Genomic DNA, 14,332 nt, shown 5'->3' with positions numbered 1-14,332 from the left:
CAAAGCACTAGTACAGGCCAAGAGGGGCTGAGCCGTCTGTGCGGTTTTGACATTTCTACAATGCGCCGGGCACTTGCCCAGCGACATTCACATGATCCACGATTTGGACGGCTGCCGTGAAGGATAGAACAATGACGGTAAAGCCGCGCTCATCGGTGACGTTCATAAGCCACGCAGAAACGTCACCCTTCGTCAACAGAGCGCCCCGCAGCCGCTCGGCTATGGTCTCCACAGCCTCGGTACGGGCGCTCTGCAGGTCCGGGTGCTCCGAGCCCAGAGTGTCCGGAATCGAGATACCGTCATGAACGTTGAAAAAGTAGCGAGCCATCCAACCATTGCTCCTGTACAGGCAAGAGCAATCGGGTTCTCTTAGCCATCCGCGCCTGGGTCGATGGCGGATGATGTCCCATCATCGCATGTAATCACGTTCTAAAGAAGGCGCATTGCGCGCGGTCATCGGCGTCACTGCGAGCGAATGATGAAGAGATCCGTCAGAAGCTACTCAAGGAAGGCCAGGTCAAGGCATGGATTTCGCGACAGCGGAACCAATCGAGAGGTTGGAGGCCGCCCAACGCACAGGAGACATTATGCTTGGGGTTAGCAAGTAATCGCTGAGCGGCCTACCGAATAATACTCAGTGCGCGTGTAATTTGAAGAGACTTTGTCCTTCTGAGCGAAATCGTACGATATTTGATTAATTTCTGAGCGAACCTGTGGAAAGTAATATTATTCATTGCTCACGTAGGAGGGCCATGTAAAGTAGTTGTAGCAACGCCACGATGCGTTCCTGCCTAGAAACCACCCCCCTATCTAAGCCCCGCTCTTGCGGGGATTTTTCTTGCTCTGGGCAGTTAAGCTCTGGAGGATCGGTACAAAAGTGGACCGGGAACCGGCCTGCCCCTTGGTTGTTGGCCTGGAAGGAACGCAATGGTGTGTTCCTCTAAGGCCCGTCAACTGCCCCGCCCAGGCGGGGCTTTTTTTATTACAGAGATCCCCTTCGCGTCACGGCCAGCTGATATCTGTGGGCTTTTCTGGCCAGCCCTGCAGTCCATACTGCCGGCCGCCGCTCTCATGCCGAAAGTCTGGGGATCATGAGGCGGCAGGATTTCAAGCGCTCGCCCCGGTGCCCGGCCCATCGCGCGTCAAATTGTCCCCTTCGATCTTCGCATGGAACTGGGATTCATGTGCCCATTCCGTCTCTGCCGCTTCCAACTCCTCCGGCGAAAGATGGTAGATAACGAGCTTTTCAAGCACTTCGTCCACGTCCCGGGCCATGCCGAGAAGGTCCATGGACTTGCCCATATGGCCGCGCTCTCCGAACGTATCGAAGCACATGCCAGAGACCATATCTCGAAGGGCGAGAACCTTCTTCGTCGCCTCCGCCAAGAAGTGTGGTTCATCTCCAAAATCGAGTGAATCAGACACGGCCTGCGCTCGACGGGAAAGAGCTTCTGATCGAGACATCGACCCGTCTTCCTCGAAAACGTCATAGCACTGTCTGCTGACGTGCTCCGCGTAGACCGCGAATCTCATGACATCGCGTGGCGAGATTTTCTGATCGTTTCTGTACACAATGGTGGGCATGCCAAATCACTCCACGCTGGAATAGGAATATCAGGTTGCCGCAGGAATGTTGCTATTTTGTTCTTTTTGGTGAAGGAGTCAAGGGCGCTTTTTCTTCAGGACCGTCAGCCCGCTGTCGAAGTCGGCGTTGGCGGCAAGCATGAGCGCGTGGTTGTCAGCCAATTCGCGATTGTCGTTGACCTTGCCCCCAAGTTTTATCCAGTTTTGAGTTCGCTCCAGCGGTTTTTGGTTGCTGTTGTTGGTTCGCTAGCGGCGGGTTGCGGTGCGGAGCCATTTCGACTGCGCGGCACCGCATCACGTCGCGGGTTGAAACGAGACCCTGCTGGACCGGCGATTTAACGTTCAAACAGCCGATTCACCTTTTGGTGGTGGAGCCAATCCCTTTTGCCAGATGTGCGCATCGGGAATTTTGCATCAATCTTGCCATTTCACCGGAGGGACAAAATGGCGAGCAACTATCGTTTGAACGCGAGTGATACCAGTTGGGCCATAATCGATAATGCAACTGATGCACCGGCACGACTGGATGGCATACCGCTCGTAACAATGGAGGCTGCGGAAGCCCGGCACATGCTTCGTATACTTGATGGCATTGATCAGATCCGGACCACCTCGAAGTGGTGGGCGAATCTCGCCCAAAAGCGGGCGAAGATGATGACCTCGTCGGGCGCTGTGCAGGCGGTGGAATTCAAGCCGCTGCGGCCGTTTGCCTCGAGCAATTGGACTTGAGACAATGAAATCACATCGCTACGCATAAATGCGCTTGGCCATACTCCCCAGCCTCTGGATGTGGCCATTAACGTCCTATTGCTCCGGCAATCCACATTTGCTTTCACCGAATTTTTTTTCGTAATCTCCACAAAGTGCCCGATAACGCCATTGGAGGATGGCAGCGGGGAATCGGGACAAGGAGGATTATCAATTTAGGTCAATCGCCGTTCATTCCTGATTGGTTCAGCCGGTGCGGCCGCCGGTCTCGCCCTTGGTGCCGGAAGCGCCATTCCCGCTTTTGCCGAAGACGCACGGCTCCGCGCCATGTGGTGGGGGTAAAGATTGTTCCCTCGTGATCCCACGGCGCAGCCCATCGAATCGCCCTGCTTCACATCTTATTCGATCTCATAAACGGCCGCATAATCCTGCTCGTTGCGCAGCCGCTTGTATGACGCATGTCAGAGCTTGCCGTCGTGGGTCCAGGCTCGATATTCAATCTCGGCAACAAGCTCCGGCCGGACGAAGACTGCGTTTCGCTTCCTGCCGGTATCGACCGCGGGCTTGCCAATGATCAGCTTGTCCATTTGCTCGCGGATCTCGGCGGCGGATCGTTTCGTTAAAGCCGGTCCCCACTCCCCCGAAATAGACGAGCTCGTTTCCCTGGCGCGCGGCGAGCAGCAATCGGCCGATGCCTCCGAACGATCCCGTTGACTTCTCGTATCCGACGATTGCGAAGCCGTCGCTCTGCATGCATTTGATCTTCAGCCAGTCACCGAGCCGGCCGGAGCGATAGGGTGCGTCCCGCCGCTTGGCGATGATCCCTTCCAACCCGTGTTCGCAAGCGTTGCCAGCAGCTGATCGCCATCGGCCACGATCTCCTCCGAGAGCCGGATATTGCCCTGCTCGCCGGCGGGCACCAGATCCTCAAGCAGATGCCGGCGCACGTCGAGTTCGGAATTTCTGAGATCATGGCCGTCGAAATAGAGCAGATCGAAGGCCATGAAGATGGCGTCGCTTGAGCTCTTCTTGCCGCCCCGCCCGCCGAGCGATTGTTGCAGCAGGCCAAAATCCGACCGGCCTTTCTCAAACCACAGCCTCCCCGTCGAGGATTGCAGAACCGACGGGAAGCCACAATGCCGCCTGTTTGATTGCCGGGAAGCGATCCGTCCAGTCGTGGCCGCCGCGCGTCAAGATGCGAATGCCCGTCGGCTCGATGTGCACTGCCAGGCGATAGCCATCCCATTTCACTTCGAAGGCCCATTGCGGCCCTTTGGGCGGCTTCGGCTTCAGGAGAGCAAGGCATGGATCGATGCGATCCGGCATGGGGTCGAGGGGAAGGTTCGGCTGTGCGGGATTTCGTGGCTTGCGAGGCCGGGATCGAACCGGCTTGTCAGCATGCTGCAGGAGCGGCTTTGGTTTCGGCGGCTTTGTCATGCCGCCATCCCATCAGCAATGCCTTAAAAAGCAATTGCCCAATTCGTGTTATTGACTCCGCCTAAGTCGAGAACATTTAGCGACACGCTCGACGGTCGGAGGCTACCCGGTGCCAGATCAGTATCAACCAAAATACAAATGGCGCGAGACCTGGCCGGGAGAAGGACACCAAGACTTCAGCGGGTTCGACGGCGAGCAGTCCTTCGGCCGCATCCAGCTAGACCAAACGAGCCACGGCGAGATGGGGATGTGGAAGTGGAACGCCACTCACGTCCCTTGGGTGCGAGAGCATATCGTGCCTCACAGCGGATGGGAGACAACATCCCGGGAGGCATGCCGGAGGGTCGAGGAGCACTACGAAAAATTGTTGGAATTGCATGGTCGGCCAAAAGGCCGATAAAAATCGTCGGGGCGGGAACAAATGGCAGGTGTTGATCGTAGGAGCGTAGGCCGTGCGGAGATTTGTTATAACTCCAGCCACCGACACTTCGCCGTGCGGCCGGTCGTAAACCTCAACCTTAGCCCCGCTCTAAAGCGGGGCTTTTTTGAACGGTAGAATTGCATGGTCGGCGAAAACATGGTCGATAAGGGACCGCACGGAGCCCGAGGCGATGTAGGAGGCCGCCCAACGCACAGGAGACATTATGCTTGGGGTTAGCAAGTAATCGCTGAGGGGCCTACCGAATAATACTCAGCATAACTGTAATTTGAAGTTACTTTTTCCTTCAGCGCGCAACCGCACATATTATGCTTAATTTCAGCGAAGAGCTGGGGAATCGAAGTATTATTAATTGCTAAAATACCCCGATCATGCAATGTAGTTGTAGCAACGCCACGATGCGTTTCTGCCTAGAAACCACACCCCTACCTAAGCCCCGTTCTTTCGGGGATTTTCTTTCTCTGGGCAGTTAAGCCCTGGAGGATCGGTACAAAAGCGTACCGGGAACCGGGCGTGCCCCTTGGTTGTTAGACTGGAAGGAACGCAATGGTGTGTTCCTCTAAGGCCACCGAACTTGCCCCGCCTCGGCGGGGCATTTTTTGATCAACGAGATCAAACTCGTTTACCGAGCCATGGCTCCTCCGCGCTGATGTAACCCCCTTTAGGCATAAGGGTTCTCCCCCCGTGCGGCCTGGCATTCGCAAGAGCATCAGGCGGTCGGGCGTCCCAATGAGCTGCACCGCCGGGACAGCCGTCGGTTCTTCCCGTGCATTTAAACAAAAATCACCACAACCGTATGATTTGAACAGCGCCCCGGGAATAAACCTCAGCCACGCCAGGTCGGGGGTGATCCGCTCTCTAACTCTTGTACGGAACCGCACCGGAACATTTCCGGCAATTTATTGTTAGGCCACAGGATCGCACAGGTGGCCCCAATCCCGGGGCCGGCCGCCATCCCTTCCTTCAGCCTGTGCGATCCGCCCTTTCCCAAACTGCCCCGTTTCGACGGAGCTTCTTTTTGATCCGCCGAGCAAATCGCGAGCAATCAGTTAATCTTCAACCAATGCCGAAGCGCCGCCACTGCCCCATCGCTGGCATAGGAAATGATGCCGCCAATGGTCAGGCCCGCGAACGCGATCAGCCCCTGGAATGCCATAGCCGAGGGTCTTCATTTTTTTCCACTCCTCAAGAGTGGGGGCGACAGCCTCGTGGTTCTTCTCGACGGTGTCCTTTAGGGTTTTGATTTCCTCGCGGATCTGCCCATCGACGTTGCTGCTGACTGTTACAGTCATGTCGAGCAGATGGATCTGCTTTGCCTGCTCGTCGAGCCGCCTATGGTCACCGCCCTCCTTTCGGTTGGTCTGCCTGTCATGAGCCCCTGCCCTCTGATCGGCGGGATGGTTGGTGATGAAGATGGATCGCGACACCTTCGCGGCGCTACCCAGTATCCCGATCTCGTTCAGCGGGACGTTCTTGCCGTTCTCCATCAGAATAACGCGATGATGTTGGATGCCGTAGTCCCGGTCAGCGCCACGATGGCAGCGTGAACCGGCAGGATCGTCCCGGCCGGCACGCTCTTGAAGATGACAGGATCCATGTCCCGACGCGGCGCAATGGCTACGTCACCCGCCGTACCGATGTAGAGGGCGCGCGCACCGACCATGGCGGTATCGTTCGGCGTCACCACTGCGGCCCGCGAGGCCGGAGCAATCGAAGGGTCCATCATTTTTGTCCTTCTAAAATTCAGATGCGCAGCAACAAACAGTGCATTTGGTCGTTCAGTGCGGATGGGGCTAACCTGGGGAGGACAAGATGAGACTTGTGCCGTTCCACTACGCGGGCACTAACGATCCGATTATCTTCATCAATCCGGAGCATGTGGTCGCCATCAGGGCGTTCACCAGCAGCACCCACATTTACGTCAGTGTGCTGGGGAAAGATGCCTCGCCGAGCTATTATCCCGTCAGGGAGTCGATCGATGACGTCGTTAAGCAGCTAACCAGCTAGCATGTCGAACGGCCGGAACTTCTATACTGCGGCTATGTTGTAGTCGCATGAGCAACACAGATAAAAAAGCCACGCACGGCATGATCAAATTCGTGCTGACTATCTTCGTTGTCGCGATGATCATAGCGGTGGCGTACATGGCTTTCTTTACGCCGGGGCAAGTCGAGCCAGGACCGCCGAGATCACCAACCGAAAGTGAGGGCGGCCAATAACCGCAACGAACGATGGCTTTAGGTATTGGTATAGGCGTCGGTCTAGGTGTGGTTCTCGGAACAACTTTATTCGGCACTAGTCGGATCGGCCTTGCGATGGGAATAGCTGTTGGTGCGGCGTGCGGGTGGGCAGCTTTCAGGCAGATGAGATAGCGGGGCATCTTCTCCGCCGACCGTTTACCATCCATCAACACACCGTGTATCAGCGGTTGATATCGATTCGACTTCTAGTCGAGCGCGTGCTTCACTGAAGGTGTAACTGGGTGGGGAACTCAACCGATGAAAACGTTAAAAATCGCTCTCGCGGCGACCGCAATCACTTTGTCTTCAGTCAGCGCTTTTGCGCACGGCGGCGGCCTCGATAAGAACGGGTGCCATACCAACCACAAGACAGGCGACTATCACTGCCATTGATGTGGCAAGCGTCCAGCGCCTGAATTTGCCGGCAGTCTGAATCCGACCCGCGATTCGGAACTGCCGTGATACCTTACATCTTCACCCTGCCGCCATGCCGACCCCGTCCTGATCGACCAGGTGGATACTCGATTTGGACACCACCGCAGGGGCCGTTTGGTCCGATGTAGCAGCTCCCTTGGGCGGTGCCCGACAGCCAAGTGAAACCGTGCCAGGTCGAACGCGGCCCATCTGAGACGGTCTGCAGTCGTCTACGATGGACCGATGCTGCCGTGAAAGCCGGGTACAAGTCTTTCGACGGTGCTTAACCGCAACCCTCATGGGCTGCGCCGGCGTGGTCCAGAAAGGGCTTTCCCATGTGGAAACGCACCTCTGTGACTGTGAAGGTCAACGTGAACGTAGCAGCCTGCCTGTTCGGTATAGCAGCTATCCTTCACGTTTTCTGGTAACCGGAGGGTGCCCAGCAATGGGCACCCTTTGCAATTCGCCCGTTCCGGGCAGCTAAGTTCAGCAGGGGGCGGACATGGACATTAACGACGAACAGCTCGCCGCTGTTGCACGGTGGGCCGAACGGAATCCACTCGTAGAAGCCGTCCACCTCTTCGATAGTCGAGTGAGGCACCGCACGGGAGGACAGTGATCTTGATCTAGCCGTCGATCTTGGGTTTTCCGAAAGCGTCCTACAAACGCTGATAATTCATAAGTCGGGATGGGAGGAAGAACTGCGAGAAGCCAGGGGCCCGATGGTCAACCTCTACCTGTATCATCCCGAATGGCATCACCTTGCCGCATAGTTCCTCGATATCCGCCGGCAGATAGTTATGTGTCACCCTGCATAAGTTGCAGGTCACGACGAGAACCTGTCCCTGATCGGCCGCGGCTTTTACCGTCCAGAGCCGTAAGCGTTTGAAGGGATGGATTTCAGGCGTTGTCAGCGACGGGCGTCAACTTCCAACCGGTCGCTGGCGGCCGCTTGCCAGCCTTTGCCATCCGGTAGTCAAGTTCGATGGCGGCGTCCCTCGCCGCGTCTTTGCTGTTCGTCGCCCACACGGAGACGACCAGCCGGCCCGCAAGAAAAGTAAATTTACTTTTGCCTGGCTTCGCTCCTGCGACGTGACCGGCGCGGAAGCAACGTCTTGCAAATGCCAAGTCGTTGATCTGCCGGACCTCCAACGGAAGCGCCGACCACCACATGTCGAAAGCCGTTTTCGTTTTGCGGGTTCCTTGACTTTGTCCAACATGATGTCGCACCAACAATGATAGTGTTGTGGCCCGTGGAAACCAAGCAAGGTGGGGCAAGGGGAAGAAACGTTCAATCGCGAGCAAACTTCCCGGCGTCAACTCGGGGCGTCCTCAGTCAGGGCCTTCCGTTTCGCCGGGAATTAGACAGTTCGGCCGGCGAGGCTGTGTCCTCCGACGCGGTCCGCGCATCTCGTTCATATCGGATACGCTCAGATCAGAGTGAATTCGGGTATTCGTCAAGAAGGTTGAAGCGCGAGCCTTCAACCGCCGACCGCGTGACTGAAGCGGCGTCCGGCGGGAACGTCCCACCTCCCCGAACCGGCGGGCGTCAAGGCGCCGATCCGCGTTCATTTAACCGTCGATACGCGCGCTTTTGCTTGTCGACAGGAACTCTCTCTGGCGCGGCGGGTTTTCTCTAACCACGGCAAGGAGAGCGAGATGGACAAGGACACGAAAGCCCAGCAGGCGATCGAGGAGACCGGCGAGAACCAGTCGACGGTCAGGATCAACCGGCTGCGGGTCCTCATGACAAGGAGCACTTGCAAGACGAGAGCAAGACGCCCGGCGCCGGAGCATTGCCCGACAAGTGCGACGAGAGCGTGTCACCAGGAAGCGGTTAAAAAAAGGGGCGCTCGACCCGATGGGGAGCGCCCTAACCATCCCGGCGACGTTTGCGGCGGAGGCCAGAGATTGGTTGAGGAGAACTTCGTCCGAGTCGGAGTGGTCGAGCAAGCGCGTCATGAACGGAGCCGGAACGACGGGTTCATTCATCTTTCTATGCACACAGGATATCCACAGCCCGCCCACAGCCTAACCGCCCGGACCGTCTCGCTTTTCACCCGATCAAACGAACTTTGGGTGCGGCCGTACTGCAACTCTTCATACGAGTTTCATCACCCCGATACAGTGATGTGCTGTTGAGGCGTATCGTGACGAACTCCTTGAGCGCCAGGCGACGGGACGCTCGGAGTCGGGAAGCGGCCGGCGGACCTCGAAGGTCGCTTCCCGAAAGGCCTGGGAAAGATACGTTACTCAGGACCTGTGGACGCTTCCTCGCCAGGTCTCAGGGAAACGGACTTTCGTCGCTCGCGGGATTTCGCTGTTCTTCTGGCATCCCGCAGTTCGTCTAGCGTCGGCTGCCACCAGCCACGGATCTTCTCATATTCTCCCGGTGGATCTCGTAGCGGCCAGGTGTGCACCAGTTCCTCGAGCGTGGCGGCGCGCCATTCGGCCCAGACGTGTTCATCGCTCGCATCGGGGTGGTGTTCAACGACTTCTTCCGGATCGACGATCTCGCCCGTCACTTCGGTGATGACAACGATTCCGAATGCCGAGGTCGCGACGGGCCTGCTGATGGGAGGAAGGTCGTCGCTCGACACCGGCAACCGACGCTTCTTTCGCTCCTGAGTGCGACGCCGTGCCTTCGCCTCCTCTTCGGTGCCCTTACGCGCTTCGGCACGCTTGCGCCGCTCCTCGGGCTCTGCCCTCCTGGCCGCCTCTTCGATCGCCTCCCACCGGTGCTGAAGATCGTCGTACGATGCGAACGGAATTTCCCAAACCTTGTCGTCGCCGTTCCAGCGAGCGAAAGGTATCTGACGGAGCTCGTCAACGACCGTCCGGGAGAACGGCGTCTTGATTCGGAAGCCGCGGTCGTAGACCTGCAGGTATGAACTGAGGATCGGTTCGAACTGATAGGCGTCGCGCCCCCTTTCTTGTTCGAAGGGCGAGTGCCGAGCATCTTCCGAGGCAAGCCAGCGATCGATGCGGCGGCGCGCCGTCTTGCCGGGCACCGTCCATGCCTGGAGTGTGTCGCTCCACCGCGCGTTCGGGAAGACTTCCCGGAACCTGGCGACGGTCATACGGTCGAACGCGAAGGCCACCGTTTCCTGTAACGGTTCGTCTGCTCCAGATTGCTGGCGTTGCTCGTCGGTCATCAAAGGAAAACGGTCAAGTTGGCATGCGGTTCGCTCAAGGAAGGTTCTTCTTCAAGAAAGACAGGGCTTTCTGTGCGCCAGCGCTGGAGATCGTGTGTCCCGTTCCGCGCTCGACGTCCAGCTCGACCTTGAAGCCGGCCGTTCCGAGCTGCGCGGCGGCGAGCCTCGAAGCGATAGGCGGTATGGTCGTATCGTTCTCTCCATGAACGAGCAGGATCGGCGTGCTCTTTTCTGAGGGCGAAATCGGCTGCGGCGGAAGGAGACCTGAGAACGCGACGAGCGCGCCGGCATGCCAGCGGCCGGAGGCAACCGCGTCGAGCGCGACGATGGCACCTTGCGAGACGCCGACGAAGGCAACCCTGTCATGAGCCTCGGCAAAACCTTCCCTGCGGACGACGTCGCTTATGAGAACGTCGAAGGCCTCGCGCGCGGTTCGGATACGTGCTGCATCGAGAGGGTTTCCCTCGGTCGAAAACCACTGGTGCCCATATCGATGATGCATCGGGGCGTCTGGAGCGACGAAGCGGGTGTTCGGAAGCTTTGGTCGCCATGATGACGCTAATGGCATGAGCTGAGCGCCAGACGCCCCGATGCCGTGCAAGAATATGACGAGGTGATCGTGAGAGGCCATGGTTTTCCGTGGATTGCTGAAATGGACCGAGGGGGCTCACCCGAAGAAGGGGAGCCGCCCTCTCACCCGACGCTCGAGCATCGACGCGGACGCCGGCGGACATCTGCGGAGCTTCGCGATTATGGGGTGGCCCGACATAGATGGGTGCCGATCGCGCCCTTCGCAAGCGCCCGCTCAAGGGCGGTACGCTACCAGACACTTCGCTCAAGGTGTTGAAGCGGCTTGGCAATCCACCCATATATGGGAAAACCCTCAAGGAACATTCCAATGGTAAGCAGGACAGACGCACTCTGACCGTGCAGGAACGCGCGGAAGCATTCGAGCGAACAAACAAGGCCGCGGCCGAAGCCGCTGAAGAGGAACGCAGACGACGCGAGGAGAAGAACGAACGCCTCCGACAGCTACGTGTCGCCTCTGAAAACTGAAGACCATTTACAACGGAAACGACGAGATATGGAGCAGATCTCCACTCCCAAGACCGCGGCATCTCATCGCCGCGAGGCGCGGCTCGCCAAAGGCTACAGTCTGGAAGACCTTGCTGTAGCAACTGGCCTCACTCTGGCGGAAATCGCGGCTGCGGAGGAACCTGGCGCGGAGGTTCCTCAAAACCACCTCGCACGTATTGACCACGCTCTCGCGTGAGACGCGCTCGGTTGTGTCGGGCCGCGACGCCGGACCCGCGTATCGCAAAAATGCCTAATCACGAAACCAAGCATTACCTCGAAATGGAGCGGTTTCAGCCACTCCTCGCTTGCAAATAGCCGATCGCAGAAATGGGAACGCCGCCGCCTATCAGAGCGACTTGGCGAATTCTTCTGAAGCTTCCAGGCTTGCCGACGTCCTCGAGCTTGTCGAGCACCGGGAGCCGATTTGCGTCCAATTCGTAAAGTTCGCCATGGTCTCGCATGCCTCGCCGGCTTTGTCCAACATAGGTAGAAAACCCCCGATCAGCATTGGGTAAAGACTCGAACTTGATTTCGAACTTGAGCACGCAGTGAAGCTTTCCTGGACGCGCTTGCCGCGATCATGCAGTCGCGCATGGTGTGCCAAAGCGTCGACCTGGCCTTCTTCGAAGACGACCGTTCGACAGCGTCGAGGGTTGACAACAGCAACGGCGGATCAATTCCGACCCGTTCCTATGAGGCGAGCTCATGGACGAGGCCTCGCTCCGCCGGTCCGTATGCGGGTCCCGCAAATTCTTCGAGCGCTGCCCTGTCGCGGACTGTCACCAAACTCCGGTTGGAGTATATCAAGCGCTTTCCCTCGAGTACATGCAGCGCGTCCGTGACGCCCGAGCGACGGGACGCTATCATGACAGCCAGAAACTCATGCGTGACGTCGATGTGGTTGCCATCGACACGGTCGTCGATCAACAAGATCCACCGAGCGAGTCGCGCATCGACGTGGTGCACTGCATTTGACAGCGCCGTATATGCGGTCTGCGTGAAGAGACGCGCGGTGAAGGACTCGAGCGTCTCTCTCGATGACCGGCTTTCTTCAACCAAGCGCCGGAGAGCGTCCCGGCCGATACGATGGCCGTGACCCGAAACCTGCATCATGAACTCGAAGGGCTGCCGGCTGGCGTCGGCCATCGTTGCCAAGGGGGTGACGCCCTCACGGCCGACAAGGCCGACTTCCGCTCGTTCGCCGAGGACACCGCCACCATTGAGGCGACGCCGGCCTCCGGGAAGTAGTCATAGGCGATCGCGCTGTCCTTGTGACCGATCTGAAAGTCCCGAGGTAGATCGATCGGCTGGAGGTGGAACCAGCGCCCAGGCATCGACGGAAAGAGAAGCGAGAAGATCATCTCGAATTTCGGACTGAGGCATGACGATGCCCCCAACGATGTGGCAAGAGAAAAGCGTCTCCCAGTCGCGCGCGCCGGTAAAGTTACACACGATGCCCGGACTATGGACCCTGCTTCCCGCGACCGCGAGGACGTTCCGACCCCTCTTCGTCCGGCGTCGTACGGAAACCCTCTCGTCTCTCCGACGTTCCCATGGAATGTCACCGGGAGGTTCCCATGCTATCAAGACTCTCCGTTATCGGCGCTATCGCAGGGCTGCTGTTCCTATTCGCGGGACTCGTCCAGTCTGGAACATATGTAGCGGCAACCGCTATCGGCATGGCGGCGCTCCTCGCTCTGGCCTGCGTCCTCATCCGACTGAAGCAATGTCAACCCGATATTCTCGGAGCCGGTCGGAAGCTGCCATGACTGAACCCGCTTCTGGCCGCGTCGGTCCCGCCTCGCCTTCCTATTTCTGCCTGGTGTCCGCCCTTACTCCTGGCGTTTGCCCTGCCGGCCTCTGGACGGCCTTGAAGCGAGCATGGTGCGCTCCCAGGGTGCGGTCGGAACGAACCGCGGACGTGGAGGTTAATCGGTGCATCAGCAACCGCGTCAAGCAGGGAGAATCCGATGAACCGCCGTAACATGCTGAAGATCGCAGCCGTCGCACCGTCGCGAAGTGGGAGGTTGCCGAGCAGGAGACGATTGCCGACATCCTGAAGTCCATGGAGATGGGCGGCAAGGCCGAAGGTACATTGAAGCCACCGTCGAACTCGAGAAGATGCTCGACGCCGAAGGCAAGGCGTCTCTCGACGAGTTGAAGAACGCTTCCGGCCGGGAGTTCGACGCCGCTACCTTACCGCGCAGCTCGACGGACACAAGAAGCTGCTGACGATCCAGGAGGCTACTTGAAAGTTAGTCAGGACAGAGAGCACCTCAGCGTCACCAAGCTGGCCCGCGGTCAGATCAAGGAGCATATCGATCATCTCGACACGCTGAAGCCGAAGGCGGGCTGAATTCTTCGCGAGTTGACAATCCAACTGTCATGAGCGTCGGTGACCACGGATGTACTGGCACCACGCGCCAAGGCCGGGACCAGTTCCCGGCCTTTCGGTATCTAGTTTTCGGCGACGGCGGCAGCGAGCGCCCTTTGCGACTGTGCCTGTCCGAACGGTTTGGCGAGCCTCGGCAGCGTCGATTCCTCATCGCTTGGAAGATCGCCGTAGCCTGTCGCCAGGATCAGCGGAATTCCGGGGTAGCGGTCGATGATTATGCGGGCGAGATCGGATCCCGAGGGTCGCGGAGACCGATTAGTGGCGCAAATGCAGGCGCTTGTCTCCGGTTGTTTGGGCGCATCGATCCACTACATGTGTCTCCAAGCACAAAGACTTCGACGAGGTACTCGAGCTAGGTCCGTTGCCGGACGTCGTCATCACGGATCACGCGATGCCTCATACGACGTCAATCCCAGCAATTGCGAACGCCAGGCGCGTCAGGCAGACGCCTTGTTGCGCTGCGCCTTTTCGTCCGCGAGTCCTCGACGCATTCCGCCTTTTCGGCGAGCGTCCTGCTCATCTCGCGCAAGGACTCCTCGTCGAGCCTTTCGATGCCTACAAACTTGTTTTGAGCCTGCGACGTCAGGATCAGTTCGTCCAGCTTGGCCTGTAGCGCCTTGCCGTCTCTGTTCTGCGAATTCTGAAGGACGAACACCATCAGGAAGGTAATGATCGTCGTCGAGGTGTTGATGACGAGCTGCCAGGTCTCGGAATAGCCGAAGAAAGGGCCTGAGACCGCCCAGGCAAGGACGAGCGCGGCCGCCAGCACGAAGGTGCCAGGCTTGCCGGAGAGATCTGCGATGGCAGTGGCGAATTTTGAAAAGAACTTCGACATGGTATCTCCTGTGCTCCCTGCTCAGGAAAACGTGGTCAAGCGTAAAGG

17 protein-coding genes and 4 pseudogenes are annotated in these 14,332 nt (G+C 58.3%); 10 read left to right on the top strand and 11 right to left on the bottom strand.

The window, feature by feature from the left end; genetic code table 11:
• Positions 1-55: 55 nt before the first annotated feature.
• Both AC244Q_RS29215 and AC244Q_RS29210 read right to left on the bottom strand, forming a co-directional pair.
• Positions 56-328 carry a DUF6894 family protein gene (locus AC244Q_RS29215; RefSeq protein ID WP_003553085.1) on the bottom strand — a complete coding sequence of 91 codons (273 nt, stop codon included), beginning with the start codon at positions 326-328 and terminating at the stop codon, positions 56-58.
• Between the two features lie 779 nt (positions 329-1,107).
• On the bottom strand, positions 1,108-1,584 hold the full coding sequence (locus AC244Q_RS29210) for a hypothetical protein (protein ID WP_128408204.1): 477 nt from the start codon (positions 1,582-1,584) through the stop codon (positions 1,108-1,110).
• A 57-nt stretch (positions 1,585-1,641) separates the two neighbouring features.
• Between AC244Q_RS29210 and AC244Q_RS29205 the strand changes: the two genes are divergently transcribed.
• The 3 genes and pseudogenes from AC244Q_RS29205 to AC244Q_RS29195 all read left to right on the top strand — a co-directional run.
• On the top strand, positions 1,642-1,923 hold the full coding sequence (locus tag AC244Q_RS29205; protein WP_080518594.1) for a hypothetical protein: 282 nt from the start codon (positions 1,642-1,644) through the stop codon (positions 1,921-1,923).
• Positions 1,924-2,028: 105 nt separating this feature from the next.
• Positions 2,029-2,313: a hypothetical protein gene (locus tag AC244Q_RS29200; protein WP_012763461.1), complete on the top strand. Its 285-nt coding sequence runs from the start codon at positions 2,029-2,031 to the stop codon at positions 2,311-2,313.
• A 216-nt stretch (positions 2,314-2,529) separates the two neighbouring features.
• Positions 2,530-2,631, top strand: a pseudogene (locus tag AC244Q_RS29195) (hypothetical protein); the annotation flags it as partial.
• 59 nt (positions 2,632-2,690) lie between these two features.
• Here AC244Q_RS29195 and ligD read toward each other — a convergent pair.
• Positions 2,691-3,729, bottom strand: a pseudogene (gene ligD / locus AC244Q_RS29190) (non-homologous end-joining DNA ligase).
• 109 nt (positions 3,730-3,838) lie between these two features.
• Between ligD and AC244Q_RS29185 the strand changes: the two are divergent.
• The gene (locus AC244Q_RS29185; RefSeq protein WP_003553088.1) at positions 3,839-4,129 is read left to right on the top strand and encodes a hypothetical protein; all 291 of its coding nucleotides are present in this window, start codon (positions 3,839-3,841) and stop codon (positions 4,127-4,129) included.
• Between the two features lie 1,084 nt (positions 4,130-5,213).
• Here AC244Q_RS29185 and AC244Q_RS29180 read toward each other — a convergent pair.
• A pseudogene (locus AC244Q_RS29180) lies at positions 5,214-5,613 on the bottom strand (DUF1515 domain-containing protein).
• A gap of 41 nt (positions 5,614-5,654) precedes the next feature.
• Positions 5,655-5,891: a spike base protein, RCAP_Rcc01079 family gene (locus AC244Q_RS29175; RefSeq protein ID WP_017996650.1), complete on the bottom strand. Its 237-nt coding sequence runs from the start codon at positions 5,889-5,891 to the stop codon at positions 5,655-5,657.
• Positions 5,892-5,980: 89 nt separating this feature from the next.
• On the opposite strand from AC244Q_RS29175, the gene AC244Q_RS29170 reads away from it, so the two are divergent.
• Together AC244Q_RS29170 and AC244Q_RS29165 are read left to right on the top strand one after the other, a co-directional pair.
• Positions 5,981-6,175 (top strand): hypothetical protein, encoded by a 195-nt coding sequence (locus AC244Q_RS29170; protein WP_003553092.1) that lies wholly within the window; start codon positions 5,981-5,983, stop codon positions 6,173-6,175.
• 491 nt (positions 6,176-6,666) lie between these two features.
• On the top strand, positions 6,667-6,801 hold the full coding sequence (locus AC244Q_RS29165) for a YHYH domain-containing protein (protein ID WP_128407353.1): 135 nt from the start codon (positions 6,667-6,669) through the stop codon (positions 6,799-6,801).
• Between the two features lie 921 nt (positions 6,802-7,722).
• Here AC244Q_RS29165 and AC244Q_RS29160 read toward each other — a convergent pair.
• Entirely contained in the window at positions 7,723-8,142 is a 420-nt protein-coding gene (locus AC244Q_RS29160) for a hypothetical protein (protein ID WP_245460587.1), read from the bottom strand.
• A 339-nt stretch (positions 8,143-8,481) separates the two neighbouring features.
• Here AC244Q_RS29160 and AC244Q_RS29155 point away from each other — a divergent pair.
• A pseudogene (locus AC244Q_RS29155) lies at positions 8,482-8,663 on the top strand (hypothetical protein).
• A gap of 408 nt (positions 8,664-9,071) precedes the next feature.
• Here the strand turns inward: AC244Q_RS29155 and AC244Q_RS29150 are convergent.
• Together AC244Q_RS29150 and AC244Q_RS29145 are read right to left on the bottom strand one after the other, a co-directional pair.
• A complete protein-coding gene (locus AC244Q_RS29150; RefSeq protein ID WP_128407352.1) occupies positions 9,072-9,977 on the bottom strand; it encodes a hypothetical protein in 906 nt (301 codons plus the stop codon).
• A 34-nt stretch (positions 9,978-10,011) separates the two neighbouring features.
• A complete protein-coding gene (locus AC244Q_RS29145) occupies positions 10,012-10,608 on the bottom strand; it encodes an alpha/beta hydrolase (protein ID WP_128407351.1) in 597 nt (198 codons plus the stop codon).
• 140 nt (positions 10,609-10,748) lie between these two features.
• Between AC244Q_RS29145 and AC244Q_RS29140 the strand changes: the two genes are divergently transcribed.
• Together AC244Q_RS29140 and AC244Q_RS29135 are read left to right on the top strand one after the other, a co-directional pair.
• Positions 10,749-11,033 carry a hypothetical protein gene (locus AC244Q_RS29140; protein ID WP_128407350.1) on the top strand — a complete coding sequence of 95 codons (285 nt, stop codon included), beginning with the start codon at positions 10,749-10,751 and terminating at the stop codon, positions 11,031-11,033.
• A 28-nt stretch (positions 11,034-11,061) separates the two neighbouring features.
• Positions 11,062-11,250 (top strand): helix-turn-helix domain-containing protein, encoded by a 189-nt coding sequence (locus AC244Q_RS29135; RefSeq protein ID WP_003553116.1) that lies wholly within the window; start codon positions 11,062-11,064, stop codon positions 11,248-11,250.
• Positions 11,251-11,344: 94 nt separating this feature from the next.
• Here the strand turns inward: AC244Q_RS29135 and AC244Q_RS29130 are convergent, their stop codons facing one another.
• Both AC244Q_RS29130 and AC244Q_RS29125 read right to left on the bottom strand, forming a co-directional pair.
• Positions 11,345-11,599 carry a gamma-glutamylcyclotransferase gene (locus AC244Q_RS29130; protein WP_128407349.1) on the bottom strand — a complete coding sequence of 85 codons (255 nt, stop codon included), beginning with the start codon at positions 11,597-11,599 and terminating at the stop codon, positions 11,345-11,347.
• 145 nt (positions 11,600-11,744) lie between these two features.
• Positions 11,745-12,164 (bottom strand): Crp/Fnr family transcriptional regulator, encoded by a 420-nt coding sequence (locus AC244Q_RS29125; RefSeq protein ID WP_409566181.1) that lies wholly within the window; start codon positions 12,162-12,164, stop codon positions 11,745-11,747.
• Between AC244Q_RS29125 and AC244Q_RS29120 the strand changes: the two genes are divergently transcribed.
• Positions 12,141-12,302, top strand: a complete 162-nt coding sequence (locus AC244Q_RS29120; protein WP_487764164.1) for a hypothetical protein — start codon at positions 12,141-12,143, stop codon at positions 12,300-12,302. The genes AC244Q_RS29125 and AC244Q_RS29120 overlap by 24 nt on opposite strands.
• Positions 12,303-13,855: 1,553 nt before the next feature.
• On the opposite strand, the gene AC244Q_RS29115 is transcribed toward AC244Q_RS29120, so the two are convergent.
• Positions 13,856-14,284, bottom strand: coding sequence for a low affinity iron permease family protein (locus AC244Q_RS29115; RefSeq protein ID WP_245460585.1), 429 nt, complete (start codon positions 14,282-14,284; stop codon positions 13,856-13,858).
• Positions 14,285-14,332: the final 48 nt, after the last annotated feature.

This window comes from Rhizobium sp. CB2179, assembly GCF_057653455.1.
This window is presented reverse-complemented; position numbering and strand designations above follow the sequence as displayed.

What these genes read in the sequence shown, in the direction of transcription:
- AC244Q_RS29120 (WP_487764164.1), top strand. Translation starts at nt 12,141, where the DNA reads ATGGCCGTGACCCGAAACCTGCATCATGAACTCGAAGGGCTGCCGGCT.
- AC244Q_RS29200 (WP_012763461.1), top strand. Translation starts at nt 2,029, where the DNA reads ATGGCGAGCAACTATCGTTTGAACGCGAGTGATACCAGTTGGGCCATA.
- AC244Q_RS29170 (WP_003553092.1), top strand. Translation starts at nt 5,981, where the DNA reads ATGAGACTTGTGCCGTTCCACTACGCGGGCACTAACGATCCGATTATC.
- AC244Q_RS29125 (WP_409566181.1), bottom strand. Translation starts at nt 12,164, where the DNA reads ATGCAGGTTTCGGGTCACGGCCATCGTATCGGCCGGGACGCTCTCCGG.
- AC244Q_RS29175 (WP_017996650.1), bottom strand. Translation starts at nt 5,891, where the DNA reads ATGGACCCTTCGATTGCTCCGGCCTCGCGGGCCGCAGTGGTGACGCCG.
- AC244Q_RS29165 (WP_128407353.1), top strand. Translation starts at nt 6,667, where the DNA reads ATGAAAACGTTAAAAATCGCTCTCGCGGCGACCGCAATCACTTTGTCT.
- AC244Q_RS29135 (WP_003553116.1), top strand. Translation starts at nt 11,062, where the DNA reads ATGGAGCAGATCTCCACTCCCAAGACCGCGGCATCTCATCGCCGCGAG.
- AC244Q_RS29140 (WP_128407350.1), top strand. Translation starts at nt 10,749, where the DNA reads ATGGGTGCCGATCGCGCCCTTCGCAAGCGCCCGCTCAAGGGCGGTACG.
- AC244Q_RS29150 (WP_128407352.1), bottom strand. Translation starts at nt 9,977, where the DNA reads ATGACCGACGAGCAACGCCAGCAATCTGGAGCAGACGAACCGTTACAG.
- AC244Q_RS29215 (WP_003553085.1), bottom strand. Translation starts at nt 328, where the DNA reads ATGGCTCGCTACTTTTTCAACGTTCATGACGGTATCTCGATTCCGGAC.
- AC244Q_RS29210 (WP_128408204.1), bottom strand. Translation starts at nt 1,584, where the DNA reads ATGCCCACCATTGTGTACAGAAACGATCAGAAAATCTCGCCACGCGAT.
- AC244Q_RS29145 (WP_128407351.1), bottom strand. Translation starts at nt 10,608, where the DNA reads ATGGCCTCTCACGATCACCTCGTCATATTCTTGCACGGCATCGGGGCG.
- AC244Q_RS29115 (WP_245460585.1), bottom strand. Translation starts at nt 14,284, where the DNA reads ATGTCGAAGTTCTTTTCAAAATTCGCCACTGCCATCGCAGATCTCTCC.